The sequence below is a fragment of the Solidesulfovibrio sp. C21 genome, assembly GCF_047785625.1.
Classification (GTDB): domain Bacteria; phylum Desulfobacterota; class Desulfovibrionia; order Desulfovibrionales; family Desulfovibrionaceae; genus Solidesulfovibrio.
Genome location: NZ_JBLODY010000035.1, coordinates 17560 through 40112, shown reverse-complemented (window position 1 = coordinate 40112; position 22553 = coordinate 17560). Strand labels below are relative to the sequence as shown.

The following is a 22553-nucleotide window of genomic DNA, read 5'->3' as shown; positions in this document are numbered from 1 at the left end:
CGGACCCCCACCCTCCCCAAAAACTTTCAATAGTCATAATATAGAGAGATAGCTTGTTTTTTTAAAAGACTGAAAGCCGGATTCCTGTCACGTCCTCCCCGGCGGGCGTTCAAGGTTCTCTCTGTTCATGGATAGAAAAAAGACACCGCTCTGCACGGCGTATCATTTCCATCCACATTTCATCCTAAATTCGTATAGTTTATAGACACGGAAAAATCCAAGCCGTTGGCCAAGCTGCTTTTCAAAGAGGCTCCCACACGGAAAGCGAATTGTCATATTCATATAAATTAAATAAGATCAAAGCATTATATTGAAATAGATCACGCCTTGAATGAATTCCCGACAAAAAAAGTTCCTAAATGGCACGACGGATGCTATGGGGGAAGACAAACCCCAAGGAGGCATTCACCATGCGTAACAGCATTCGTATCCCCGCCGCATTAGCCCTGACCCTGGCCCTGGCCGTTCCGGCCCTGGCCCAGACCACGCATCAGCATAATGCTCCGGCCGCACCGGCCGTCACGACCGATACAGCCAAGACCGCCACCCCGGCCGCCCCCCCCGTGGACCCCAACAAGGTCTACCTGCTTCGCCAGGACTACATCGCCAAGACCGCCGAACTGCGCGGCAAGCTTGTCGCCCGCCAGGCCGAGCTGGAAACCCTGCTCGCCACCAAGCCCGGCGACACCGCCGCCGTCACCAAGCTGACCACTGAAATCAGCGCCCTGCGCGGCAAGCTGTTCGAACAGGACACCCTCTTCCGCATCCGCTACGCCAAGGAAACCGGCACCCCCATCCGCATGACCCGTCACATGGGCCGGATGGAAGGCATGATGATGGACGGCATGATGGGCGGTAAGATGATGATGGGCCCCAAGAGCGATGCCGACTGCAAGATGATGGGTAAGGACAAGGGCATGATGATGATGGGCAAGGACATGATGCAGGGCAAGGGCATGATGCAGGGCATGCAGCATGACATGAAGGCCATGAACCACGGCGCGACCGGCGCCATGCCCGCCATGAACGGCGCCATGCCCGGCCATAACATGCCCATGCCCGCCGCCAACGCCCAGAACACCCCGGCCGCGGCCGCGCCTGCCGCTCCCAGCGCTCCCGCCGCTCCGGCCAACACCGCCCCGACCAACCAATAACCATGCCCCACGACGCTAACCACGCAGACTCACGGAGAAGCCCCATGCGTACCGCCATAGCCGCCTTCGCCCTCATCGCCGCCCTGGCCGCCGTCCCCGCCGCTTACGCCGCGTCCCAGCCGGCGCAGGACACCACGGCCGCCGAAAAGATGTTCTCCACCATGGACACCAACAAGGACGGCGTCCTGACCAAGGAAGAATTCGCCGCCCACCACATGGCCGACGACTTCGCCAAGGCCGACAAGAACGGCGACGGCAAGGTCACCCGCGACGAATACCTCGGCCACGCCTCCGGCATGAAGATGCAGTAAGAAAGGGCAAAGAGGATGCGAGAGGGGAAACCCTTTAAAAAGGGTTCTCCCCTCTCGCGCTCTCCCCTTCCTAAACTTTTTAACTATACACGCTAGCTACCGACAACACCCCGCCACTATTGAAAGTCTTTGGAAAGGGGGTCTGGGGGAAAACTTTTCTTCAGAAAAGTTTTCCCCCAGAACTCTTTTTAGCATCCCCTCCCTTGCCCTTGCCAAGCGCAACCGGCGGCGCTATCAAAGCCGCGTTGTCCTCAGGGCGGGGTGAAAGTCCCCACCGGCGGTATCCCGGCAATCCGGGGAGCCCGCGAGCGCTTCGCGCCGACGCGACACGGACCCGGCAAAACCGGTTTCCGACGGAGGCATCCCTCCAGGTCGCAACGCAAGGACCCCATCCGGTCCTTCACGGCATGAAGGTCAGCAGACCTGGTGCGAGGCCAGGGCCGACGGTTACAGTCCGGATGCAAGAGGAGCAGACGGCATTCCCCTCGCCGGCATCGGGCCGGCGTGAGGCCGACGGGCCGCTTTGGCGCGGCTTGTCCGGTCGTCTCCATTTCCGCCCTGATTCTGGCAAGCCAGGACCGCGTACGGAGCACGCCATGAATCAGACCTATTCCGGTGTTCAAAACGAGTATCAGAGTGTGGTGCGGGCCATCGAGGCCATGCGCCAGGGCAAGGGCGTCGTCGTGACCGACGATGCGGATCGCGAGGACGAGGGAGACCTCATTTTCGCGGCCGAAACATTGACCGTCCCGCAGATGGCCATGCTGATCCGCGAATGCAGCGGCATCGTGTGCCTGTGCCTGACCGCGGCAAAGGCCGAGCAGCTCGAGTTGACCCCCATGGTCACGGTCAACACCTGCAAAAACCGCACGGCCTTCACCATCACCATCGAGGCGGCCGAAGGCGTCACCACCGGCGTTTCGGCTGCGGACCGGGTGACGACCGTCAAGACGGCCAGCGCGCCGAACGCCAAGCCCTGCGACCTGGCCCATCCGGGCCACGTGTTTCCGCTGATCGCCAAGCCCGGCGGCGTGCTCGAACGCCGGGGCCATACCGAGGCCACGGTGGATATGGCCCGGCTGGCGGGGTTTGCCCCCTGCGGCGTCCTTTGCGAGCTGACCAATCCCGACGGCACCATGGCCAAGGGCGCGCAGATCGAACGCTTCGCCGCGGCCAACGACTTCCCGCTGGTCACCGTCGCCGCCCTGGCCGCCTACCGCCAGGCTGTAGGCGATATGTAAGAGTAGAGAAGAGAAGAAGGTGCGAGAGGGGAAACCCTTTAAAAAAGGGTTCTCCCCTCTCGCGCTCTCCCCTTCCTAAACTTCTTAACGGTTACGGATGTGTCGCGGATAACACCCCGTCATTATAAAAAATCTTTGGAAAGGGGGTGCCGGGGGGAGAACCTTTCTTTAGAAAGGTTTCCCCCCGGCATTCATTTTTTCATTCCCCCTAATCATCACGGCGGGCGAATTGCCGCTGGTCGGCCTGGCAGACAGGGCAGCGCCAGTCGTCGGGCAGTTTTTCGCCGGGCGTGCCGGGTTCGATCCCGCCTTTGGGATCGCCGCGTTTGGGATCGTAGGTGTAGCCGCACTGCAGGCAGATATAGCGATCGAGCGCCATGACAAGCCCCCCTTTGTTGCGTTCGGACATGCGCCTAACGCCGCGGGAGGCCGAGGTCAAGCCGTGTCGGGGCGGCAGGGGATCAGCCGCATCTCCTGCTGCGGCGCGTAGCTACAGTCGTCCCCGGCCTGATGCCCATACGTGTCATTGAAGTTCTTGAAGCAGTCGATGTCGGCCATGATGAGCGACAACGGTTGCACGCTTCGTTGCAGCCGTTTGAATTCCTGCCTGAGCTTCTTGTCGAAATACCTTCTGTTGAAAAGGCGCGTCAGCCCATCCTGGTTGGCGAGGATTTCGATTTTGCGATTGGCTTCCTTGAGTTCGAGCTCCATGCGTTGGGCGTTTACGATAATCAAGGACGCCATGATCCCGAAGATAGTGAAGCAGACAAACGCACCTTCGAATAAGACCGTGCGCATATCCAGTGAATGCAGCATTTTTCCACCCTATCAGGTTAACGCGCATGGTCAATGACCTAAAAGAGCATTGGTCAGCATATCGCGAAGCCGGTCCGGCAGAGATCGGGAGGAAAAGCGCCCTCCCAGGGCGGGACCACGCGGGCGGACGGCCTGCCCTTCCCGCGCGCCAGAAATCCCGATCGCCTCGGCCGGTCATAAACGGCCAAAGACCGGGGCGTATTCGCGGCTGCAGGTCTTTACACCCCTAAAATCATATCGTTTTTTCTCGTCCACGCCCTGCCGTTTTTCCGCTTTGTTCTCTGCCCAAATGGCCTTGTCTGTCTAAACATGTCTAGACATGTTTCGGGATTACATAACACTGCCCATACAATATATACCTGTTATTTCGAATAGATACAATGCCGTCTTCCTGGCATGCCGCTTGCTCTTGGGAAAAGAAATACTGGAGAACGGCATATGGAAGAAATGGAACAAAAGATACTCGTCGTAAATGGCGCGGAAAAGACGGTAATCTATCCACACAAAAGCACGCTCGCCGATGTACTGCGGGAAAACCTTCATCTGACTGGGACGAAAGTTGGCTGCGCCCAAGGACAATGCGGCGCATGCTCCGTCATCATCAATGGCAAGGTCGTTCGTTCCTGCATCACAAAAATGCAGCGCGTGCCGGACAAGGCCAACATTACAACCATCGAAGGCATCGGCCAACCCGGCCACCTCGCCCCGCTCCAACGGTCCTGGGTCAAGCACGGCGCGGCCCAGTGCGGATTTTGCACACCGGGATTTATCGTCTCGGCCAAGGGGCTATTGGACGAAAACCCGAGCCCCAGCCGCCAGGAAGTGCGCCAATGGTTCCAGGAGCACCGCAATGCCTGCCGCTGCACCGGCTACAAGCCCCTGGTGGATGCGGTCATGGACGCCGCCGCCGTCATGCGGGGCGAAGCCGCCCCGGACAGCCTCGACTTCGTCATGCCCGCCGACCGGCGCATCTGGGGTTCGACCTACCCGCGCCCCACCGCCGAAGCCAAGGCCACGGGCACCCTGGATTACGGCGCGGACCTCGGGCTGCGCCTGCCCGAGGGCACCCTGCACCTGGCCCTGGTCCAGGCCGAGGTCCACCATGCGCTGATTAGGGGCATCGACACTGCCGCAGCGGAAAAGATGCCCGGCGTGCTCCGGGTGCTCACGGCCAAGGACGTCCAGGGCAAAAACCGCATCTTCGGCCTGGTGTCCAATCCCAACAGCAAGGGCGACGGCTGGGAACGGCCCATTTTGTGCGACACCAAGGTCTTCCAGTACGGCGACGCCGTGGCCATCGTCTGCGCCGACACCGAAAAGCAGGCCAGGGCGGCCGCGGCCAAGGTCCGCCTCGACCTGGAGGAACTGCCCGCCTACCTGAGCGCCCAGGAAGCCATGGCCGAGGACGCCATCGAGATCCATCCCGGCACGCCCAACGTCTATTTCACCCAGCCGCTCGTAAAGGGCGACGACCCCGAAGAGGTGTTCGCCCGCGACGACGTGGCCGTCGTGGAGGGCGAATTCCACACCAGCCGCCAGCCCCACATGCCCATCGAGCCCGACGTCGGCTTCGCCTACATGGGCGAGGACGGGCTGCTCCACATCCACAGCAAGTCCATCGCCGTGCACCTGCACGCCTTCATGATCGCCGCGGGGCTCGGGCTGCCGCCGGACAAGATCGCCATGATCGCCAACCCCATGGGCGGCACCTTCGGCTACAAGCTGAGCCCCACCATGGAGGCCCTGCTTGGCGTCGCGGTGCTGGCCACCGGGCGTCCGGCCTCCCTGCGCTACACCTACTTCCAGCAGATGACCTACACCGGCAAACGCTCGCCGTTTCACATCAAGGCCAAAATGGCGGCGGACAGGAAGACCGGCCGCATCCTGGCCCTGGAACACGACTACAGCGTGGACCACGGCCCCTACTGCGAGTTCGCCGACGGCCTGACCGGGCGCGGCATCCAGTTTATCGGCGCGGGCTACGACATCCCGAGCATCCGGGGCATGGGTCGCGCCGTGGCCACCAACCACTGCTGGGGCGCGGCCTTTCGCGGCTTCGGTGGTCCCCAGTCCTTCTTCGCCGGGGAATCACTGGTCGATGAGATGGCCCTGGCCCTCGGCATGGACCCGATCGAATTCCGTCTGGCCAACTGCTACCGGCCCGGAGCCACCACCCCCACCGGCCAGACGCCGGACGTCTACTGCCTGCCCGCCATGCTCGAAGCGTTGCGGCCGCGCTACAAGGCCGCCAAGGAACGGACCAGGAAGGAGTCGACGCCCGAGGTGAAAAAAGGCGTGGGCATCGCCCTTGGCGTCTACGGTTCGGGCCTCGACGGCGCGGACAGCGCCTCGGTCTTCGTCCAGTACGATCCCGACGGCGGCGTCACGGTCGGCGCGTCCTGGGAGGACCATGGCCAGGGCGCGGACATCGGCGCCGTGGGCACGGCCCACGAGGCCCTGTTCCCCATGGGCATCCCGCCGGAAAAGATCCGCTTTAGCTGGCCCGACAGCTCCAAGCAGCCGCCGGCCGGCCCGGCCGGCGGCTCGCGCTCCCAGGTCGTGGTCGGCGGCGCCATCCGCACCGCCTGCGAAGCCCTGCTCGCCACGGCCAAAAAGCCCGATGGCACCTTCATGACCCATGCCGAGCTCGTGGCCGCTGGCAAGCCCACCCGCTTCGACGGCGTCTACACCGTTCCCGGCACGCCCTGTTCGGCCGAAACCGGCCTCGGCAGCCCGTTTCTGGTCTTCATGTACGCCATCTACCTGGCCGAAATCGCGGTGGATGCCGCCACGGGCAAGGTGACCGTGGAGCATATGACCTGCCTGGCCGACATCGGCAAGGTCAACAACCGGCTGGTCACCGACGGCCAGATCTACGGCTGCATGCTCCAAGGCATCGGCTACGCCCTGTCCGAGGACTACGAGGACGTGAAAAAGCACTCCTCCCTGGCCGGCGCGGGCTTCCCCTTCATCGAATCCGTGCCCGACGACTTGGAGATCATCTACTTCGAGGACAATCCCCGCGCCTACGGCCCCTTCGGCGCGGCCGGCGCGGGCGAGGGTCCCATGGCCAGCCCCCACGTGGCCATCACCAACGCCATACGCGACGCCTGCGGCGTCCGGGTGACCAGCCTGCCGGCCAGGCCGGAAAAGGTGCTGGCCGCCCTTCTGGCCGACGCCAACTAGGCCCGCGTCCGCAACGCCCGAAAAACAACCAACCTGCCCATAAGGAGGCGTTTCATGTCCACCGTCACCGCATTTCAAATGGCCGACATCCTTTTCACCGGGGCCGGAGCCCTGGCCAAGCTGCCCGAATCCATCACCGGCAACGGCGGGAAAAAGCCGCTTGTCGTCACGGACAAGGGCATTGTGAAGGCGGGAATCAGCCAGAAGGTGGAAGCGGTGCTGACCGAGGCCGGCATCCCCTACGCGATCTACGACGAGACCGTGCCCAACCCCACCACCGGCAACGTCCACGCCGCCCTGGCCCTCTACCGTTCCGAAGGCTGCGACTGCCTGATCGGACTCGGCGGCGGCAGCTCCATGGACACGGCCAAGGCCTGCGGCGTTCTGGCCACCAGCGGCGGGGACGACATCCTGGCCTATGCCGGGCCGGGCACCTTGAAGGCCCCGCTGCCCTGTTACATCGCCATCCCCACCACGGCCGGCACCGGCTCGGAATCGACCTGCATCGCGGTCATCACCAACGACACGGGCGCGCACAAGGTGAAGTTCGGCGTGGCCGACCCGCGGCTTCTGCCCAGGGTGGCCATCATCGACCCGCTGCTCATGACCGGCCTGCCGCCCTTCATCACGGCGGCCACGGGCATGGACGCCATGACCCACGCCGTGGAGGCCTACATCTCGCTCGGGGCCTCGGAATACACCGACGCCCTGGCCATCGGCGCGGTGCGGCTCATCTTCAAGTACCTGCGCCGGGCCGTGGGCAACGGCGGCGACATCGAGGCCCGGGAAAAGATGGCCTACGCCCAGACCATGGCCGGCATGGCGTTCAGCAACGGCGGGCTCGGCATCGTCCACTCCCTGGCCCACCCCCTAAGCGCCTTTTACGGCATCCCCCATGGCGACGCCAACGCCCTGGTCCTGCCCCATGTCCTCGAATTCAACAAGATCGTGTGCCGCGAAAAGCTGGCCGACGTGGCCCGGGCCGCGGGACTCACCGACCTTGGCCCCTATCCCGAGGACACGGCCATCGCCGCCATAAGGCGCCTCGGCGCCGACGTGCGCATCGCCGCCACCATCTCCGAGGCGGCCGCCCGGCGCGGCGTGACCGTCGACAAGGCGGACATCCCCGCCCTGTCCAAAGACGCGATGAACGACCCTTGCACGCCCACCAATCCCCGGGTGCCGACCGTGGTGGACATCGAGGGCCTCTATACCCGGTGCTGGTAGCGGCCCGGCCCCGGTAGCGAGCGACCCCGCCCCGTCCCGTTCCCGGTCCGCCCGGGGAGGGACGGGGCCTTTCGACCGACGCGCCGATCCTGCGGCGACGGTCGGTGGAGCCTCACTCGAAACACAAGGAAGCAAGCCATGAAAGCCTCGGATATCGCGGTCTGGTTGTGTGTCGCCCTGGTGCTCGGCCTGTTCGGCCTCGTGCCCGGCGTGTTCGAAGCCTTCAACGACTTCTCGCGCGATCACGACTTCCTCATGAGTTTTATCAAATTCGGCGTGCTGTGCACCTTCGGCGAGGCCCTCGCCCTGCGCATCACCGCCAAGACCTACAACCGTTCCGGATTCGGCCTGCTCCCCCGGTTTCTCATGTGGGGGATCATCGGCATGGTCATCAACGCCTCGTTTATCATCTACGCCATGGGCGTGCCCCATCTGGTGGCGGCCCTGGGCCTGCCCCTGCCGCCGGACGCCCTGGCCGGGGACTCACTGGCCCAGAAGGCCGGCATGGCCTTTTGCGTGAGCGTGGCCAACAACTTCCTGTTCGCCCCGCTTTTCATGACCGTCCAGGCCGTGCTCTCCATGCACATCGCCGAAACCGGCGGCACGCTGGCCGGCTTTTTCTCCACCGTCCATATCAGCCGCTCGCTGGGCAAGATCGACTGGAACATGTTGTGGGGCTTCGTGTTCAAGAAGACCCTGCCGTTTTTCTGGGTCCCCTGCCACACCATCACCTTCATCCTGCCGACGGAAATGCGGGTGCTCTTCGCCGCGGCGCTCGGCGTGGTGCTCGGCATCATCCTGGCCATCGCCAGCCTCAAAAGCGAACAGCAGACGGCCATGGCCTAATCCCGGAGCCACTCCCACAGCTCCCCACCATCAACCGCACCACCCAAGGGGGAGGTCATGCGAAAGTCCATCCTGTGCCTCGCCGTGCTGCTGGTCCTTGCGCCCTGGGGGCAGGCCACGGCCGGCACGACCAATGCCCGGGACTACGTGCCCCTGCCGCCGGGCACCAACATCATCAACCTCTACTACTCCCACGGCTTCGGCAACGAACTCTATGCCCGGGACAAGAAAGTGAGCGACAACGCCAATCTGACCAGCAACATGGGCATCCTGCGCCCCATCCACTACATGCAGCTCGGGCCCTTCACCATCGACCCCCAGGCGGTCATTCCCTTCGGCGAGGTGGAGTTAAACGGCGAACGCTCCTCCGGCGTCGGCGACATCACGTTTCTCTCCACCATCTGGTTCGTCAACAACATGGAACAGGGTTACTACTTCGCCTACAGCCCCTACATCACCATTCCCTCCGGTCCCTACCGCCGGGAAAGCCCGATCAATCTCGGGGCCAACCGCTGGTCCTTCAAGCAGGAACTGGCCGTGGGCAAGCGGCTGGCCGACAAGGCCTGGCTGGAACTCATCGCCAACGCGGAGTTTTTCACCGACAACATCGACGCCCCGGACGCGGACCACAAGCCCGTGACCTCGTCGAAAGACCCGCTCTACGGCGTGGAGTTTCACGCCAGCTACGACCTGACCAAGGACTTCTTCGTGTCCGGCGACTACTACTTCGCCTATGGCGCGGAAACGACCCTGGACGGGGCGCGGCAAAACGACCGCACCTGCACGCACACGGTGGGGGCGAGCTTTTTCTACATGCTCAACCAGCACCTCCAGCTCATGGCCGATTACAAGCTGCCGGTGGCCGTGCAAAACGGCATCAAGACCAACAGCATCACCCTCCGGTTGGCCTACGTGTTCTGATCCGAACGGGGCGGCCGGCCACGAACCGGCCGCCCCAGACCGGCGCACCATGCCGGGCGTCCAGGATGATCCGCACACCCTCTCGAACGGTCAGGGCGCGTCCGGGGCCTCTCCCCCGCCTCCTGAAGGCCGCCGCGCCCCGCTTTCTCCCCACCCCTTTTGCCGCCGGCCCCGGACCTTCGACCTTCCGGGACTATCACGAAACCTTCTTGCTCGCGTGTTTGTTCCATGGTAGTAGTACGACACGAAACCCTCCTTGCCGCAGGCCGAACGTCATTTCCACCGGCTAAAAAGGAACGGGAAGCAGTATTATGTCGATAAGCGCCCTGTTGCGTGCGCCCTCCGGCCCGGATGCGGCCATCATGGCCGAGTACCACGGCCCCTTCATGAGCAGCATGAGCGGTCCGTACTTCATGCTCAACGGGCTCAACGCGCCGTTCTGGGAGAAAATCCGCCAGGCGCGCGCCCAGTTCCATGTCGGCCGGGACGCGCACTTCCTGCATGTCCGGCCCTATATCCTCCGTTCCTGGCAACGTTCCCGGGCGGCCCATGTCCCGTCCGTGGGCCTGCCCGTGGCCATGATCGGCCCCGTGGAATTCCAGGAAGTCCTGCGGCGGCACGCCTTTCTCGTGGACTGCGCCAGTCGCGTCATGGAGGAGCTGCTCGAAAATATCCTGCCGTCGAAAAGCTGCATCGTCTTAACCGATGCCGACGGCGTGTTTCTCCATACCGTGGGCGACGGGGAAGGCTACGGCCGGGGCTCGTGCTGCCTGATGCGGGGGCTTATAAGCCGCGAAGCCGTGGACGGCACCACCTCCATGGGCATCTGCCTGGAGGAAAAAATTCCGGTGTGCGTGCTCGGCTGCGAGCACTACAACCCGCATTTCGACGGCTGGTCCTGCGCGGCCGCGCCCATCTTCGACAACGAAGGGGAACTCGTCGGCACGTTGTCCCTGACCCTGGAGCGCGACAAGTTCCACCAGCACACCTTTGGCCTGGTCATCGCGGCGGCCAAGGCCATCACCGAACAGATGCGGCTTCGGACGCTGCTCCAGGAAGTCCAGACCGTCATGGAGCTTTTGGGCGAGGCCGTGGTGGTGCTGGACGCGGGCGGCAGTCTGCGGCTGATGAACCGCTACGCCAAGCGGCTTTTCCATGTGCGCGGCGACGTGGTGGGCCGGAATTTCTCCGGCATCGCCACCGAGGCCGGCGGCAAGAGCCCGGCGTTTCCAGACAAAAAGGTCAAGGACGGCGAATGTTCCATGCAGCTGGCCGACGGCACGCCGCTGCACTGTCTTTTTTCCTCGTCCCCCATCCCGGGAGGCGGACTGTGCGTCACCCTGCGCGAGACCCGGCGCGTCCACGCCCTGACCAACCGCCTGACCGGCGCCAAGGCGGTCTACGATTTCGGCGACATCATCGGCGACAGCGCGGCCATGGGGCAGGCCCTGCACCTGGCGCGGGTTGCCAGCGGCAACGGCATGACCACCCTGCTCCTTGGCGAATCGGGTGTGGGCAAGGAACTTTTCGCCCAGGCCATCCACAACGGCGGCGAACGCCGCCAGGAACCCTTCATCGTGGTCAACTGCGGGGCCATCCCCCGTGATCTGGTGCAAAGCGAGCTCTTCGGCTACGAGGCCGGAGCCTTTACCGGCGCGGCGGGGCAGGGCGCGCCGGGCAAGTTCGAGCTGGCCGACGGCGGCACGCTTTTTCTCGACGAGATCGGGGACATGCCGCTGGCCGCCCAGGTGAGCCTTTTACGCGTGCTGCAGGAAGGCGAGGTGACCCGCATCGGCGGCAAGCGCCCGAACCGGGTGGACGTGCGGGTGGTGGCGGCCACCCACTGCGACCTGGGCCAGGCCGTGGGAAAAGGCACCTTCCGCCAGGACCTCTATTACAGGCTCAACGTTCTGGTCATCCAGGTGCCGCCGTTGCGGCTGCGCCTGGGCGACGTCCCGGTGCTGGCCCGATTTTTCCTGGACAAGATTTCCCGGTCCCTGCGCAAACCCCTGACCGGGTTCACGCCGGCCGCCCTGGCCTGCCTGGAGGCGTACGGCTGGCCCGGCAACGTGCGCGAGCTGGAAAACTGCATCGAACGCACGGCGGTGGTGGCGGAGGGGTCGGTCATCGACGTGGCGGACCTGCCCCCGGAAATCGGCCAACAAAAAAAGCCCGTCGCCGAGGCCTCCCCCTTCCCGGCCCCGGCACCGGCGCTTAAAACGGCCCGGGAAGACCAGGACTGCGAGGCCATCGTCACGGCGCTGCGACGCACCCGGGGCAATGTGCGCGCGGCGGCCAAAGAGGTCGGCGTGACCCGGGCCACGCTCTACGCCCGCATCCTGCGCTTCGGTCTCGACGTCCGGGACTTCCGCGAGGTGCAATAACCGGCGTTGCCGGGCCGGCCGCCACGCCGCACTGCCCGCCGCCGTAAAACCGCGCCGCACCATTCACACCGCCCCCAAAAGCCCGTCCTACGCTTTACGGAAAGATTGTCCGTTGCCGACGGCTCCACGCCAAGGCCCCGTTGTTCCGATCCGTGGGCTATGCCCCAACCACCCAGAAAAAATACCTTTTGCCCAGAGTCTGCCGCGCATTTCGCTCGCGCCGGCATTCGGGAACGCCCTTGGCCGCGTTGGCGGCCCCCAAAAGCGCAATGCCCAAAATGCTAGACAACACCCCCAATTCTGTTTAGGATTTATTAGTCATAGAGATAAGGTGGAAATACAGTCCACCCCATAGTATCGACAAACCACCCAGGATAGCGGAAACAAGCACCCCGATATCAGGGTAGCGACAAACACTGTACGCTTGAAGCGTTCTCTATAGCCTCTATACGGAATGCTTTGTTCAACCCTCTAAAAGGAATTGCCAGGATCATGCATATCAAGAAGATTGTGGATGATGTTTACCGCGTTTCTGTAAACATCGAGGACAAGAATTATCTATTCGAGGGCATTTGGCCGATCCCCCACGGGATTTCCATCAACGGCTACCTCATCAAAGGCGAGAAGAACGTCCTTATTGACCTGACGCAAAACATCTTCGATTTCCCCAAGGAATTTACCCGTCAGATCGAAGGGGCCAAACTGGAAGTCGAGGATATCGACATCCTGGTCATCAACCACATGGAGCCGGACCATTCCGGCTGGCTGCGTGAATTCTGCAAGAAAAACACGAAAGCAGTCATCTATTGCACCAAGAAGGCCATTCCGCTGTTGCAGGCCTTCTCCGATGTGCCGGCGGATAGGGCCATCGCCATCACCGACGGCATGGAACTGACGGTCGGGGATTACGAACTGCAGTTCTTCGAGACCCCGAACATCCACTGGCCGGAAACCATGATGACCTACGAGCGCAAGAGGAAAATCCTTTTCTCCTGCGACGCTTTCGGCTGCTACGGGAGCATCGAGGAAGACAAGATCTTCGATGACCAGATCTCGCAGGAAAAGCACGAGTTCTACGAGAGCGAGGCACTGCGCTATTACGCCAATATCGTGGCCACGTTCTCTTCCTTCGTGCTGCGCGGCTTGGAAAAGCTCAAGGATCTGGACATCAAGATCATCTGCCCCTCGCACGGCATCATCTGGCGGGACAACCCCTCCGTCATCATCAACGACTACAAGCGGTACGCCGAGTACAGCAAGGGTCCGGCGGAACGGGACGTCACCATCATCTGGAGCAGCATGTACGGCAACACCAAGCAGGTGCTCAACACCATCATCGAGGTGCTGCGCAAGCGGGACATTCCGGTGCATGTGTACCAGGCGCCGGGCGACGACGCCGGATACGTGCTGGCCAGCGCCTGGAAATCGGCCGGCCTGATTTTTTGCATGCCGACCTACGAGTACAAGATGTTCCCGCCCATGGCCCAGATGATCGAGGAACTCCTGGTCAAGAAGGTCGCCAACAAGAAGGTGTACCGTTTCGGCTCGTTCGGCTGGGTCGGCGGCGCGCAGAAGGACTTCGAGGCCAAGACGGAGAAATCCGGCTGGGACATCCTCGGCCACTATGAATGGCAGGGCGCGCCCACCGAGGCCGACCAGGAGACCATTCGCACGGCCATGGAAGGCTACTGCGACACGCTGATCGACTTTACCAAATAACCTTCCGTCTCATAACGGAAATGCAAAAGGCCTTCCCATCGCCAGAGCGACGGGAAGGCCTTTTTTTGCGCACCGCGACCATACGCTTCTCCCCCTTTAAAAACTTTAGGAAGGGGAGAGCGCGAGAGGGGAGAACCCTTTTTAAAGGGTTTCCCCTCTCGCACCCTCTTTTCCCCTCCCTCTCCCTCTTCCCTATCGCAATTGGCTGTCCTTGCTGCCGCGGCGGTTGTACGGGGAAAAGGCGACCTGATCCCGGTCGCGCTCCTGCTGGCAGGCGACGCAAAGCCGCACGCCGGGGAGCGCCTTGCGCCTCGCCTCGGGGATGGGCTCGCCGCATTCCTCGCACTCCGAGAGGCTTTCGCCACGGGGCATGCGGCTGCGCACCCGGGCCACCTCGTCGGCTATGGAATGCGCGATCTGATCCTGCACGGCCCCGTCGCCGGCCCAGCCATTGGCCATGGTTCGCTCCTTTGTCCACGCCTCGACGGCTCCCGTAGCAAGCAAAGTCCTGCCCCGGAAACCGCCTTCCCTAACCTATAAGGATGGTTCCTCCCGGCGCGGCGTCAAGAGCCCTGACCGCAGGACGCCTTCCCGGGGCCGCGCTTCGGGCCGGCCGGGGCCGCAATGCCGCACACCGTGGGTACGACGGTCTCGCCCCTGGCCCTGGCCACGGCAAGCGCCTGTTCATAAAGCATCGTGAGTCACCTTTCCCGCGCAGGGGGGCCGCGTCGCCTGTGTCCGGCATGGGCTCGCCCCGGCCGGTCTTGCTGTCGATGTGGAAGCAGCCGTTACGAATTCTATGACGCGTCGCCGTCCTGGCGCGACTGCCGGTATTTGCTGACCGCCTGCCGGGTGATGCCGATGAGCCGGGCGGCGATGGACTGGTTGCCGCCGGCGCGGCGCAGGGCTTCCTCGATGAGCAGTTCCCGGGCCTGCTTGAGCGTGGGCAGGCGCGGGCCGAACCCCAGCAGATCCGCCGGGACCGCCCCGTCCGCCGAAGTCGCCGCGTCCAGGCGCACCGCCGGGTCGAAGCGCAGCACCGCCCGGAAGGCCTCCGGCCCGAGGGTCGCGCCCTCGGCCATGCGGGCGGCGTCGTGGACAAGGTGCCGCAGTTCCCGGACGTTGCCCGGAAAAGCGTAGCCCCCGAGCAGGGCGGCGATGCCGGGCACGTCGGCCCGGGGGCTTCGCCCGCCCTCGCGCGCCGCCTCGTCGAGGAAGTGTTCGATCAAAAGCGGCAGGTCGCCGGGGCGTTCCCGCAGCGGCGGCAGGGCCACCATATGGCCGCGCAGACGAAAGTAGAGGTCGCGCCGAAACGTGCCCTCCTCCTGGAGCGCGGTCAGGTCCTGGTGGGTGGCGGCGACGATGCGGGCCGTGGACTTGCGCGAAACGTCCGAGCCCAGGGGGGCGTATTCGTCTTCCTGGAGCAGGCGCAGCAGCTTTTTTTGGGACTGCGGGCTCAGGTCGCCGATCTCGTCCAGAAAGAGCGTGCCGTCCCGGGCCGTCTCCACCAGCCCGGCCCTGGCCTGGGCCGCCCCGGTGAAAGCCCCCCGCGTGTGGCCAAAAAGCGTGTCCGCCATCATGTTGTCGTCGAGCCCGGCCATGTTGACGGCCACGAATTTGCCCTGCCGGCGGCTGACCCGGTGGACGGCCCGGGCGATCAGCTCCTTGCCCGAGCCGCTTTCCCCGGTCACCAGCACCGGCCAGGCGGTATCGGCGATGGCTTCCACGTAATGAAAGACCGTGCGCATGGTCTTGTCCACGGTGAGGATGTCCGCGAAAAGCTCCGGGCTATCGAGCTCCTCCTGGAACAGACGCTGGCGCAGGGTGCTGTTTTCCCGGCGCAGCTCGAAAATTTCGATGGCGTGCTTGATGCCGGCGATCAGCGTATTGCGCGATTCGGTCTTGACGATGAAGTCGAAGGCGCCGAGCCGGATGCAGTTGACCGCGGTCTTGATCTCATTGAGCCCGGAAATGACCAGCACCGGCAGTTCCGGGTGCTCGGCCAGGATACGGGGAATAAGCTCCTCGCCGGCGACATGGGGCATCATCAGGTCCACGGCCACGGCGCAAAACTGGTGCTTCCCGAGCATCTCCAGCACCTGCCGGCTGTCGGAGAGCGCCACGACGTTGTTGATGCCCGAGGCGCGAAGCGCGCTTTGGAAGCTGCGCAGCCACGATTCCTCGTCGTCGACCAGGAGCACCGGATAGCGGGGCGAGGCCCGCTTGGCCCCGGCCCTGTCCGTTCGCGTCTCCACCGTGGCCACTTCCTTGTCCGTCTCCCGTCGGAGTTCGCCGCGCCCCATCACACCGCCCCTTCCCGGCCGCGCCCGCACACCGGCAGGCGCATCTCCACCCGTGTACCCGCCCCCGGCTCGGAAGCAAAGACCAGCCGGCCGCCGTGCTCCTCGACGATATTCGAGGAGACCGAAAGCCCGAGTCCCGTGCCGCCGGTCTCGCGCTTGGTGGTGAAAAACGGGTCCATAATCTTGGAGACGATCTCCGGCGCGATGCCCGAGCCGGCATCCGTCACCCGCACCACCACCGAGCCGTCCCCGGGATCGACCAGGGTCTCCACGCGGATGGCCTGGTCGCGGCAGGTCAGGGCCTCGCAGGCGTTGACCAGCAGGTTTATGACCACCTGGGAAAGCTTCTGGGGGTTGGCCGTCACGGCCGGCAGGCCCTCGGCCAAAGAGACCGTGAAGCGGTTGGTGCTTTTGGCCACGAGGTTGTCGACCAACTCCAGGGAATTGCGCACCACGTCGCTGACGTCGATGTCCCATTTGAAGTCGTCCGGGGCGCGGCGCGAGAAGTTCTTGAGGCTCCCGACGATGCCCCGGATGCGGGTGGCCCCTTCGTACATCCGGGCGAGCAGGTCCGGAAGCATGTCGCGCAGCTCGGAATATTCCAGCCCCCCGGCCAGGAAATCCCCGTTCTCCCGGTAATAGGCTTCGAGGATGGGGGTGATGTCCTCCCAGATCTCCTGCAACATGGGGAGGTTTAACGTCATGAAGCTGTTGGGGTTGTTGATCTCGTGGGCCATGCCGGCGACCAGCACGCCAAGGGAGACCATCTTGTCGGCCTGGATGAGCTGCTGCTGCTTTTCCTTGGCCGCCCTGTCGGCCAGCACCCGCTCGGTGATGTCGCGCACGGCCAGCACCCGGGCCGCCCCGCCCTGGTAGGCGATGTCGCGCTCACGCACCTCGCAGGTGCGCTCCTGGCCGCCCGGGCCAACGAACCGGGCCAGGCAAGCGTCCGCCCCGGCCGCGTCGTCGCAGGGGGCGTCCTGGTCGCGGTCGGTCGGGGCCAGCAGCGTTTCCACTTCCCGGCCTATAAGCGCGGCCGGACCCTGCCCGAACATGGCGCAGCCGGCCTTGTTGGCGTCGACGATGGTCCCGCCCTGATGGATGAAAATGCCCTCGAAGGTGGCTTCCGAAAGCTGGCGAAAGCGCTCCTCGCTTTCGCGCAAGGCCTGTTCGGCCCGGCGGCGCAGTTCGATGGCCTGGGCCTGGAGATAGTTCTTCTCGGCCAGGCTGGAAATCTGGTGGGCGATCAGGCAAAGCGCCCGGCACACGGTCAGAAACTGGTCGCGGGTCATGACCGGCACCTCGGCCAGGGCCTCCATGTAGCGCGCCTCGTCGGCCCCGATCTCGGCCGCGTAGGTCTTGGCCCGGTCGTCGTCGCCGGTTTCGATGCGCACCTGCCCCACCACCCAGTTGGCCACATGGCGCTCGCCGGCGTAGATGCTCGTGCCGCCGTCCCACAGCCCGCTGCTCAGGCACGGCCGCATGATCGGCTCCAGGGGATCGGTGGAGCCGAAGGAGGCGTCGGAACGGATGCAGTTGGAAAGCCCCTTGGGCGTGCGACGCACCACCTCGCGGCACAGGCGGCAAAAGCGGCTCGGCCGGGTGAGGGGCCGGCCTTCCGTGTCGGTGATGATGGAGGCGACGTTGGTGGCCGCGGCAAAGGCGTCCTGAATTTCCTGGATCGCCTCCACGTTGAAGATGTCCTGAAAGGTGAGCGTCTCGCCCCTGCCGTCCGTACCGGGCCAGCGAAAGCCCGGACGCGGCGGATCGCCCAGGGGATAGAGCCCGCTGTCCGCCTCCAATTCGCGGATACGGTCGCGCAGGCTTTCGAGTTCCCGCAGCAGGATCACTTGCCCCGGGCGCTGGGGCCGCGCCGTCTGTTCCCCCGATTCCATGGCCATCTTCCTCCGCTCGGTCGTTGACGCCGCCCTTTTCGGGCCACCTGCCAACGCTTTTTTATCCAAGCATGAAACGGACCAGCGTCACTCGTCCCCCAGCCGCTCCGCTGGCCGTTTTCCGGCCCGCCCCAAGCGCCCGGGCCCGCCTTTTCCCGCCTGTCCGGGCCATGCCGCCCGGTCGCGCAACCGGCGCTGACAACCTGCCGATCCGGCGACAACCTGCGTTGACAGACGTAACCGCCTCTTTTGCCAGTCTTTCGCACACAAGCGCTTTCTTCCCCGATCCATCTTGTCAACCCAGGTTGCGTCACGCAACCAATAATGCTTCGTGGCCGGTCGGGCACAGGACCTAACCGCCGTCGATACACGACTTTTGGCGAATGGAACGTCCTTTGATCTATCTCCCGAACAACACCAAGGAGAGACGCCCCATGCCCGTCACCCTCGAAACCGCCCGCCGCCTGATCGAGGCGGCCAAGGAAAAAGCCCTGGCCCTCGGCGTTCCCATGGTCGTGGCCGTGGTCGACGCCGGCGGCAACCTCGTGGCCCTGGACCGCCAGGACGACGCCCTGCTCGTCAGCCTCGAGCTGGCCCGCGACAAGGCCTACTCGGCCGTGGCCGTCAAGACCGACACCGCCACCATCGGCCGACTCGCCCAGCCCGGGGCGGAACTCTTCGGACTCGGCCGGGCCTCGGGCGGGCGCATCGTCACCTTCGGCGGCGGCCTGCCCCTTGTGGAAAACGGCAAGGTCGTCGGCGGCATCGGCGTCAGCGGCGGTTCCGTGGCCGAGGATACGGCCTGCGCCACCGCCGGGCAAAACGCCTTTTAACGGCCCAGGCACACCCGCGGCCAGCCGGCCGCTTCATACACACCATTCCCGGAGGAACCCATGTCCCAGCAACAGGTCACAACCGCCCGCAAGGCCCCCACGCACCCCACGTTGACCATGCCCGAAGCCCATGGCCCGACGGAACGCATCGAAAAAGCCCTGGAACGCTTCGTCACCACCGAACCGGCCATCTGCCCCGAACGCGCCGTGCTCATCACCGAGTCCTACAAGGAGACCGAGGCCCTGCCCATGGTCCTGCGTCGGGCCAAGGCCCTGGAAAAAATCCTGGCCAACATGTCCATCTTCATCCAGGACGGGGAGCTTCTCGTCGGCAACCAGGCCGGCAAGCCCAGAAGCGCCCCCATCTTCCCGGAATTTTCCTGCAAATGGGTCGAATCCGAACTCGACCGGCTGGAAAAACGCACCGCCGACGTGTTCCGCATCTCCGAGGACACCAAGGCCCAGCTGCGCCAGGCCTTCGCCTACTGGGACGGCAGAACCACCAACGAATTCGCCGCCGCCATGATGCCGCCCGAAGCCCTGGAAGCCCACAACGACGTGGTCTACACCGTGGGCAACTACTTCTATAACGGCGTCGGGCACATCTCCGTGGACTACGCCAAGGCCATCGGCCAGGGACTCAAAAGCGTCATCGCCGCCGCCGAAAAAGCCATGGCCGCCCTGGATTACGCCGACGCCGGACAGCTGAAAAAACGCCATTTCCTCGAAGCGGTGATCATCGCCAACAAGGCCGTCATCGCCTTTGCCGGCCGCTTCGCCGAGCTGGCCGAAAAGCTGGCCGCCACCTGCGACGATCCGCTGCGGGCCGACGAGCTCAAGGAAATCGCCCGGATTTGCCGCAAGGTGCCGGCCAGCCCCGCCGAGACCTTCCACGAGGCCCTGCAAGCCTTCTGGTTCGTCCATCTGGTCATCCAGATCGAATCCAACGGCCATTCCATCTCGCCCATGCGCTTCGACCAGTACATGTATCCCTACTACGCCCGCGAAAAGCAGCGCCTGCTGCCGGAAAAGGCCCAGGAACTCCTGGACCAGCTGTGGATCAAGTTCTCCGAGCTCAACAAGGTGCGCGACGAAACCTCAACCATGGCCTTCGCCGGCTACCCCATGTTCATGAACCTGATCGTGGGCGGGCAAAAGCGCGACGGCACCGACGCCACCAACGACCTGTCGTTCATGTGCCTGCAGGCCGCGGCCAACACCAGGCTCTACGCCCCGTCGCTGTCCATCCGCATCCACGAGGGCACCCCGGCGGCGCTCTACCGCAAGGCGGCGGAGATCTCCCGCATGGGCATGGGCTACCCGGCCTACTACAACGACCGGGTCATCATCCCGGCCCTGCTCGCCCGGGGACTGGCCCGCGAGGACGCCCGCGACTACGGCATCATCGGCTGCGTGGAGCCGCAGGTCGGCGGCAAGACCGAGGGCTGGCACGACGCCGCCTTCTTCAACATGGGCAAGGTGGTGGAGCTGACCTTAAACGACGGCGTGGACCAGCGCACGGGCAAGCAGATCGGCCCCATGACCGGCAGCCTGGAGACGTTTAAGACCTTCGACGACGTTATGGCCGCCTACAAGGCCCAGACCGCCTACTTCGTGCGGCTGATGGCCTCGGCGGACAACGCCGTGGACATGGCCCACGCCATGCGCTGCCCGCTGCCGTTTCTCTCCTCCCTGGTCGACGACTGCATCGCCTCGGGCAAATCGCTCCAGGAAGGCGGGGCGCATTACAACTTCACCGGTCCCCAGGGCGTGGGCGTGGCCAATGCCGGCGACAGCCTGACCGCCATTAAAAAGCTGGTCTTCGACGACAAGGTGCTCACCCCGGCCGAACTGCGCGAACTGCTGGCCACGAACTTCGAAGGCCGCGAGGACATGCGCCAGATGCTGCTCAACCGCGCGCCCAAGTACGGCAACGACGACGACTACGCCGACGCCCTGGCCCACGACGCGGCGCTCTTCTACTGCGAAGAGGTCAACCGCTACGAGAACCCGCGCGGCGGCAAGTTCCAGCCCGGGCTCTACCCGGCCTCGGCCAACGTGCCTCTGGGATCGGTGGTGGCCGCCACCCCCGACGGCCGCAAGGCCTGGACGCCGCTGGCCGACGGCGTGTCGCCCATCTCCGGCTGCGACACCTGCGGCCCCACGGCCTCGGTGCTGTCCGTGGCCAAGCTGGACCACGAAATCGCCTCCAACGGCACGCTCCTGAACCAGAAGTTCCACCCCTCGGCCCTGGAAGGCGACACCGGCCTCGACAACCTCAAGGCCGTGACCGAAACCTACTTCCAAAACGGCGGGTTCCACGTCCAGTACAACGTGATCAGCCGCGAAACCCTGCTCGACGCCCAGGCCAACCCCGACGCCTACAAGGGGCTCGTGGTGCGCGTGGCCGGCTACAGCGCCTTCTTCACGGCCCTCGACAAGTCGCTCCAAAACGACATCATCGCCCGCACCGAGCAGACTTTTTAACAGACTATTGGAGAGAGAAGTCTGGGGGAAAACCTTTCTGAAGAAAGGTTCTTCCCCCAGACCCCCTTTCCAAAGACTTTTATAATAACAGCTGGATGTGAGCGATGGATCTCCTATAACGATAAAAACTTTAGGAAGGGGAGAGCGCGAGAGGGGAGAACCCTTTTTAAAGGGTTTCCCCTCTCGCACCTCTTGCATCTCTTGCCTCTCTCATCTCTCGCCTCCTCCCCCTCCTTTTCCAAAGGTTCGCGCATGAATTGGAAGCAGCGACAGCACTCGTTCAGCCTGGCCGACCGCGACCGTCCCGGTCCCACGGGCCTTGTTTTCGACATCCAGCGTTTCGCCGTGCACGATGGCGGCGGCATCCGCACCCTGGTTTTTCTCAAGGGCTGCCCCCTGCGCTGCCGGTGGTGCCAGAACCCCGAATCCATGAATCCGGCCCCGGAGATCATGCGCATCGCCCACACCTGCATTTCCTGCGTGAAGTGCATGGCGCTTTGCCCGCGACAGGCCATTCGCTTCGCCGCAAACGGAACGGTGGTCATCGACCGCGAGGCCTGCGACCTGTGCGGAGAGTGCGTGGCCACCTGCTACGCCGGTTCCATGACCATCGTCGGCCGCTACCTGACGCCCGGGGAAGTCCTGGACGAGGTGTGCCGGGACGCGAAGTTCTACACCGTCTCCGGCGGCGGGGTGACATTTTCCGGCGGCGAGCCGACCTTGCAGCTCGATTTCCTGCGTGCCTGCCTGCGCGAGGCCAAGGCCCGTGGGCTGCACACCGCCATCGAGACCTGCGGCCACGCGCCCTGGGACTCGTTTGCCGGCCTGCTCGGCGACGTGGATCTCTTTCTGTGCGACATCAAGCACATGGACGGGGCGCATCACCGCGAACTGACCGGGGTGTCCAACGAGCGCATTCTGGACAATATCCAGCGCTTAAGCCGCGCCGGGGCCACACTGCGCCTGCGCCTGCCGCTCATCCCCGGGGCCAACGACAGCGAAGCCAACGTCACGGCCACGGCCCGGTTCGCCGCCGGGTTGCCGCACCTGCAAGGCTTCGACATCCTGCCCTACCATCGTCTGGGGGAATCCAAGTGGCGCCAGCTCGACCGGCCCTATCCCATGACCGGCGTCGCGCCGCACACCCGTGCGGAAGTGTTGGCCCGGGCCGCCCTGGCCGGGGAATACGTGCCCACGGTCGGCATCGGCGGCTGAGCCGACCCGGGAATG

Annotated in this window: 18 protein-coding genes and 1 riboswitch; of the genes, 12 read left to right on the top strand and 6 right to left on the bottom strand. The window is 64.3% G+C overall.

Annotated features, from left to right (window positions below):
* Positions 1-410 precede the first annotated feature (410 nt).
* From ACMZ6R_RS11930 to ribB, 3 genes are all read left to right on the top strand, one after another.
* Entirely contained in the window at positions 411-1154 is a 744-nt protein-coding gene (locus ACMZ6R_RS11930) for a periplasmic heavy metal sensor (protein WP_416111673.1), read from the top strand.
* Between the two features lie 44 nt (positions 1155-1198).
* A complete protein-coding gene (locus tag ACMZ6R_RS11925; RefSeq protein ID WP_416111671.1) occupies positions 1199-1465 on the top strand; it encodes a calcium-binding protein in 267 nt (88 codons plus the stop codon).
* A gap of 243 nt (positions 1466-1708) precedes the next feature.
* Positions 1709-1939: riboswitch (FMN riboswitch) on the top strand.
* A 122-nt stretch (positions 1940-2061) separates the two neighbouring features.
* Complete coding sequence (ribB, locus tag ACMZ6R_RS11920) at positions 2062-2706, top strand: 3,4-dihydroxy-2-butanone-4-phosphate synthase (protein WP_416111669.1); 645 nt, start codon at positions 2062-2064, stop codon at positions 2704-2706.
* A gap of 208 nt (positions 2707-2914) precedes the next feature.
* Here the strand turns inward: ribB and ACMZ6R_RS11915 are convergent, their stop codons facing one another.
* Together ACMZ6R_RS11915 and ACMZ6R_RS11910 are read right to left on the bottom strand one after the other, a co-directional pair.
* On the bottom strand, positions 2915-3115 hold the full coding sequence (locus ACMZ6R_RS11915; protein ID WP_416111667.1) for a rubredoxin: 201 nt from the start codon (positions 3113-3115) through the stop codon (positions 2915-2917).
* A gap of 26 nt (positions 3116-3141) precedes the next feature.
* Entirely contained in the window at positions 3142-3441 is a 300-nt protein-coding gene (locus ACMZ6R_RS11910) for a GGDEF domain-containing protein (protein ID WP_416111665.1), read from the bottom strand.
* A 528-nt stretch (positions 3442-3969) separates the two neighbouring features.
* On the opposite strand from ACMZ6R_RS11910, the gene ACMZ6R_RS11905 reads away from it, so the two are divergent.
* From ACMZ6R_RS11905 to ACMZ6R_RS11880, 6 genes are all read left to right on the top strand, one after another.
* On the top strand, positions 3970-6708 hold the full coding sequence (locus tag ACMZ6R_RS11905) for a molybdopterin-dependent aldehyde oxidoreductase (protein WP_416111677.1): 2739 nt from the start codon (positions 3970-3972) through the stop codon (positions 6706-6708).
* A 54-nt stretch (positions 6709-6762) separates the two neighbouring features.
* On the top strand, positions 6763-7935 hold the full coding sequence (locus tag ACMZ6R_RS11900; RefSeq protein ID WP_416111663.1) for an iron-containing alcohol dehydrogenase family protein: 1173 nt from the start codon (positions 6763-6765) through the stop codon (positions 7933-7935).
* A 138-nt stretch (positions 7936-8073) separates the two neighbouring features.
* Positions 8074-8781: a hypothetical protein gene (locus ACMZ6R_RS11895; RefSeq protein WP_416111661.1), complete on the top strand. Its 708-nt coding sequence runs from the start codon at positions 8074-8076 to the stop codon at positions 8779-8781.
* Positions 8782-8838: 57 nt separating this feature from the next.
* Positions 8839-9702 (top strand): transporter, encoded by an 864-nt coding sequence (locus ACMZ6R_RS11890; RefSeq protein WP_416111659.1) that lies wholly within the window; start codon positions 8839-8841, stop codon positions 9700-9702.
* Positions 9703-10013: 311 nt separating this feature from the next.
* Positions 10014-12086: a sigma-54-dependent Fis family transcriptional regulator gene (locus ACMZ6R_RS11885; protein WP_416111657.1), complete on the top strand. Its 2073-nt coding sequence runs from the start codon at positions 10014-10016 to the stop codon at positions 12084-12086.
* Positions 12087-12578: 492 nt separating this feature from the next.
* Positions 12579-13805: an FprA family A-type flavoprotein gene (locus tag ACMZ6R_RS11880; RefSeq protein ID WP_416111655.1), complete on the top strand. Its 1227-nt coding sequence runs from the start codon at positions 12579-12581 to the stop codon at positions 13803-13805.
* A gap of 192 nt (positions 13806-13997) precedes the next feature.
* Here ACMZ6R_RS11880 and ACMZ6R_RS11875 read toward each other — a convergent pair whose 3' ends face one another.
* The 4 genes from ACMZ6R_RS11875 to ACMZ6R_RS11860 all read right to left on the bottom strand — a co-directional run bounded on the left by ACMZ6R_RS11875 (position 13998) and on the right by ACMZ6R_RS11860 (position 18003).
* Positions 13998-14264, bottom strand: coding sequence for a DksA/TraR family C4-type zinc finger protein (locus tag ACMZ6R_RS11875; RefSeq protein ID WP_416111653.1), 267 nt, complete (start codon positions 14262-14264; stop codon positions 13998-14000).
* Positions 14265-14368: 104 nt separating this feature from the next.
* On the bottom strand, positions 14369-14500 hold the full coding sequence (locus ACMZ6R_RS11870; RefSeq protein WP_416111651.1) for a hypothetical protein: 132 nt from the start codon (positions 14498-14500) through the stop codon (positions 14369-14371).
* Positions 14501-14602: 102 nt separating this feature from the next.
* Positions 14603-16108 carry a sigma-54-dependent transcriptional regulator gene (locus ACMZ6R_RS11865; protein ID WP_416111675.1) on the bottom strand — a complete coding sequence of 502 codons (1506 nt, stop codon included), beginning with the start codon at positions 16106-16108 and terminating at the stop codon, positions 14603-14605.
* Complete coding sequence (locus ACMZ6R_RS11860; protein ID WP_416111649.1) at positions 16108-18003, bottom strand: PocR ligand-binding domain-containing protein; 1896 nt, start codon at positions 18001-18003, stop codon at positions 16108-16110. Before ACMZ6R_RS11860 ends, ACMZ6R_RS11865 begins: the two co-directional genes overlap by 1 nt.
* Positions 18004-18437: 434 nt before the next feature.
* Between ACMZ6R_RS11860 and ACMZ6R_RS11855 the strand changes: the two genes are divergently transcribed.
* The 3 genes from ACMZ6R_RS11855 (at position 18438) to ACMZ6R_RS11845 (ending at position 22538) form a co-directional block, all read left to right on the top strand.
* Complete coding sequence (locus ACMZ6R_RS11855) at positions 18438-18836, top strand: GlcG/HbpS family heme-binding protein (protein ID WP_416111647.1); 399 nt, start codon at positions 18438-18440, stop codon at positions 18834-18836.
* A gap of 60 nt (positions 18837-18896) precedes the next feature.
* Positions 18897-21323: a glycyl radical protein gene (locus ACMZ6R_RS11850; RefSeq protein ID WP_416111645.1), complete on the top strand. Its 2427-nt coding sequence runs from the start codon at positions 18897-18899 to the stop codon at positions 21321-21323.
* Positions 21324-21575: 252 nt separating this feature from the next.
* The gene (locus ACMZ6R_RS11845; RefSeq protein ID WP_416111643.1) at positions 21576-22538 is read left to right on the top strand and encodes a glycyl-radical enzyme activating protein; all 963 of its coding nucleotides are present in this window, start codon (positions 21576-21578) and stop codon (positions 22536-22538) included.
* Positions 22539-22553: the final 15 nt, after the last annotated feature.

What these genes read in the sequence shown, in the direction of transcription:
- ACMZ6R_RS11850 (WP_416111645.1), top strand. Translation starts at nt 18,897, where the DNA reads ATGTCCCAGCAACAGGTCACAACCGCCCGCAAGGCCCCCACGCACCCC.
- ACMZ6R_RS11900 (WP_416111663.1), top strand. Translation starts at nt 6,763, where the DNA reads ATGTCCACCGTCACCGCATTTCAAATGGCCGACATCCTTTTCACCGGG.
- ribB (WP_416111669.1), top strand. Translation starts at nt 2,062, where the DNA reads ATGAATCAGACCTATTCCGGTGTTCAAAACGAGTATCAGAGTGTGGTG.
- ACMZ6R_RS11860 (WP_416111649.1), bottom strand. Translation starts at nt 18,003, where the DNA reads ATGGAATCGGGGGAACAGACGGCGCGGCCCCAGCGCCCGGGGCAAGTG.
- ACMZ6R_RS11870 (WP_416111651.1), bottom strand. Translation starts at nt 14,500, where the DNA reads ATGCTTTATGAACAGGCGCTTGCCGTGGCCAGGGCCAGGGGCGAGACC.
- ACMZ6R_RS11925 (WP_416111671.1), top strand. Translation starts at nt 1,199, where the DNA reads ATGCGTACCGCCATAGCCGCCTTCGCCCTCATCGCCGCCCTGGCCGCC.
- ACMZ6R_RS11905 (WP_416111677.1), top strand. Translation starts at nt 3,970, where the DNA reads ATGGAACAAAAGATACTCGTCGTAAATGGCGCGGAAAAGACGGTAATC.
- ACMZ6R_RS11915 (WP_416111667.1), bottom strand. Translation starts at nt 3,115, where the DNA reads ATGTCCGAACGCAACAAAGGGGGGCTTGTCATGGCGCTCGATCGCTAT.
- ACMZ6R_RS11890 (WP_416111659.1), top strand. Translation starts at nt 8,839, where the DNA reads ATGCGAAAGTCCATCCTGTGCCTCGCCGTGCTGCTGGTCCTTGCGCCC.
- ACMZ6R_RS11885 (WP_416111657.1), top strand. Translation starts at nt 10,014, where the DNA reads ATGTCGATAAGCGCCCTGTTGCGTGCGCCCTCCGGCCCGGATGCGGCC.
- ACMZ6R_RS11875 (WP_416111653.1), bottom strand. Translation starts at nt 14,264, where the DNA reads ATGGCCAATGGCTGGGCCGGCGACGGGGCCGTGCAGGATCAGATCGCG.
- ACMZ6R_RS11895 (WP_416111661.1), top strand. Translation starts at nt 8,074, where the DNA reads ATGAAAGCCTCGGATATCGCGGTCTGGTTGTGTGTCGCCCTGGTGCTC.
- ACMZ6R_RS11880 (WP_416111655.1), top strand. Translation starts at nt 12,579, where the DNA reads ATGCATATCAAGAAGATTGTGGATGATGTTTACCGCGTTTCTGTAAAC.
- ACMZ6R_RS11845 (WP_416111643.1), top strand. Translation starts at nt 21,576, where the DNA reads ATGAATTGGAAGCAGCGACAGCACTCGTTCAGCCTGGCCGACCGCGAC.
- ACMZ6R_RS11930 (WP_416111673.1), top strand. Translation starts at nt 411, where the DNA reads ATGCGTAACAGCATTCGTATCCCCGCCGCATTAGCCCTGACCCTGGCC.
- ACMZ6R_RS11865 (WP_416111675.1), bottom strand. Translation starts at nt 16,108, where the DNA reads ATGGGGCGCGGCGAACTCCGACGGGAGACGGACAAGGAAGTGGCCACG.
- ACMZ6R_RS11855 (WP_416111647.1), top strand. Translation starts at nt 18,438, where the DNA reads ATGCCCGTCACCCTCGAAACCGCCCGCCGCCTGATCGAGGCGGCCAAG.